The following is a 2,428-nucleotide window of genomic DNA, read 5'->3' as shown; positions in this document are numbered from 1 at the left end:
CCGTTCTTATGCGTCGGGCGAGATTATGTGGCGGAGCCGCCCTGACGCCCGTCAGGGCCGGCCAAACCCAGCTTGCCTCCGCCACATAATATTTAGATGCTGTTCAGCAGTTGCAGAACGGCGTCGTTCGGTCGGAAACGCACGCCGTGGTCGCCGGCGACGCCCGCCTTCTCGAGTCCGTTGCGCATCATCTCGACATCCGCGGCGGCATAGCGGTGGGTCGTGGCGACCTGTGCGTGCCCGAGCCAGGCTTGGATCGTCAAAAGGTCCACGCCTGACTGGAGAAGCTTCATGGCGAGGGAGTGCCGGAAGATGTGCGGCGATATGGGCTTGTCGGCCAAGGCCGGGCTGATAGCCACGGCCTCGGCGGCCGCACGCCGCACGATATGGGTCGCTCCGAAACGAGTCAGGCGGTCGTTGCGGGCGCCGACGAATATCGGTCGCGGCTCGTAATGGGTGATCCCGCGCTCGCTCAACAAGGTCGTCAGCGCTCGCGCCAGGTCCTTGGAAATAGGGACGACGCGGTCTCTGCGCCCCTTGCCGCGCAGCAGCACTTGCGGGTGCGACCGCTCCAACTGAAGATCGTTTGCGTTGACGCCGGTGGCTTCGGAGACCCGGGCGCCGGTCCGTGCCAAGAAGAGCAGAAAGGTTCGGTCGCGCCGACCACGGGGCGTCTTTGGATCGGGCGCCGCGATGAGGGTGTCCACTTCGGCCTTGGTGAGGTGGTACGTCACCTCAATGTGCGTCCGTTTAATGGGAATCGTCAGCACGCGTTGGGCGACGCCGAAGGACGCCGGGTCGGCGGCAGCGACGTGGTGGAAGAAAGATCGGATCGCGGCCAGGCGGGCGTTGCGCGTGGCGACGGAATTGTTCCGCTTCTCCTCGAGCTCGTCGAGAAAAGCGAGAACGAGGTCTCGATCAAGCTCTTCAAGCGCCAACGCCGCCGGCTTCTTCCGCAACCGGGCGGCGGCAAAGAGGATCAGCATGCGCAAGGCGTCGCGATAGCTGGCCACGGTCGCGGGAGTCGCGTTGCGCTGCTTGGTCAAGCGCCGGCGAAAGTAGGACTCCAGGAGCGGCGCCAGGAGCAAATGTTCGCTCATGCTGCACCTCCATCGAGGAAGGCGCGCTCCGCCGCAATGGCGAGAAGATCCGCCGAGCCAGTGAGGTAGTAGGCTGTATCGCTGTAGCTGGCGTGACCGAGATATGTGGCGAGCAAAGGCAGCAGCGCCTGAACGTCTGCACGCTGTTGGTGCCAGAGGCTGAGGCGGGTCACAGCGAAACGGTGCCTGAGATCGTGCGGCCTTAACGGCTTGCCGCCATCAAGATGGGCGAGCTTGCGGACCTCAGCAAAACCGTTTTGCAGGCCGGTCGCCGAGAGGCGGTTGCCTCGGGAGCTGAGGAAGAAGGCCTGGTCCTTGGGCGTGGGAAAAGCAGCATCGCGCTCATGCACATATTGACGAAGGGCTGTTTGGGTCGTCGTGTGAACTGGAACGAGACGGTCCTTGCGGAACTTCGTCTTCCGAACGAGGAGAACCCCGTTGGCCAGATCGACGTCGGAACGATCAAGGCTGACCACTTCGCCCGATCGCAGCCCCGAGCTCGCCAACAATCCGATCAGCGTCGCCATCGTCCGCCCTCTGAGCGGGGTGCCTGGCGAAATGCGGGCGCATGCGTCGATGAGCGACGCCAACTCAGCCTCGCTGAGAATACGCGGAGGCGGAATCGCTCTGGATCTGGGGAAAGCTCTGCGCTCCAAGGCCTCGGTTCGGACGTCATAGACGGCGAGATACTCGTAAAACCGGCGGAGCACGCCGTGGCGAGTGGCGCGGCTGTTGGCGGCGCCGCTGAACGACAAGGCGAAATCCAGCGCCATCGTTCGAGTGGCGGGCCCATCGAGCTGAGCGCGCTCAACGTAGTGGACGAAAGCCCGCAACGTGCCAGCTTGCTTGCTGAAGGCATAACCGAGGGAGCGGCGCAGTTCGATGTAACGCTCGGCCTTCTCGCCGAGTAATCGGGCAAAGGCGGTCATGCGACGCCTCCCGGAAAGGGGAGTGCGACTTCGGCGAGCTGCGAGACCGCGACCTTTACGTACAGCGCTGTTGTATTGATGCTGCGGTGCCCGAGAAGATCGGCGACCTCGTTGATCGGCGTTCGCTGCCTGACGAGCTGGGTGGCAAGGCTGTGGCGCAGGAGATGTGCACCTGCGACCCGCCCGAGTTCGACCCCGCCATGCCGCAACCGCTTCCGCACGATCCTCGAAACAGGCGATGCGTACTTGAACGGTCCCACGGGCGGCGTGAAGGACAGGAACAGGTATGGGCTATCCACCTTCGGTCGAGCACGCAGGATATAGTCGGCGAGCGCGGCGCCGGTCTCCTCGAGGAGCGGTGCCAGCCGATCACGCTTGCCCTTGGTGCGCCGGACAAAA

General features: G+C 64.1%; 3 protein-coding genes. All 3 read right to left on the bottom strand.

The window, feature by feature from the left end:
* Positions 1–92 precede the first annotated feature (92 nt).
* Positions 93–1,100 (bottom strand): tyrosine-type recombinase/integrase, encoded by a 1,008-nt coding sequence (locus NKH98_RS32830; protein WP_352773603.1) that lies wholly within the window; start codon positions 1,098–1,100, stop codon positions 93–95.
* Positions 1,097–2,029: a tyrosine-type recombinase/integrase gene (locus NKH98_RS32825; protein ID WP_352800604.1), complete on the bottom strand. Its 933-nt coding sequence runs from the start codon at positions 2,027–2,029 to the stop codon at positions 1,097–1,099. Before NKH98_RS32825 ends, NKH98_RS32830 begins: the two co-directional genes overlap by 4 nt.
* On the bottom strand, positions 2,026–2,428 hold a 403-nt coding region (locus NKH98_RS32820), incomplete at its 5' end, for a tyrosine-type recombinase/integrase (RefSeq protein ID WP_352904305.1). The genes NKH98_RS32820 and NKH98_RS32825, both read right to left, overlap by 4 nt.

Origin of the sequence: Mesorhizobium sp. M0833 (assembly GCF_040319905.1) — a bacterium.
Classification (GTDB): domain Bacteria; phylum Pseudomonadota; class Alphaproteobacteria; order Rhizobiales; family Rhizobiaceae; genus Mesorhizobium.
This window is presented reverse-complemented; position numbering and strand designations above follow the sequence as displayed.

Coding starts and splice junctions, on each gene's coding strand:
- NKH98_RS32830 (WP_352773603.1), bottom strand. CDS start 1,100: ATGAGCGAACATTTGCTCCTGGCGCCGCTCCTGGAGTCCTACTTTCGC.
- NKH98_RS32825 (WP_352800604.1), bottom strand. CDS start 2,029: ATGACCGCCTTTGCCCGATTACTCGGCGAGAAGGCCGAGCGTTACATC.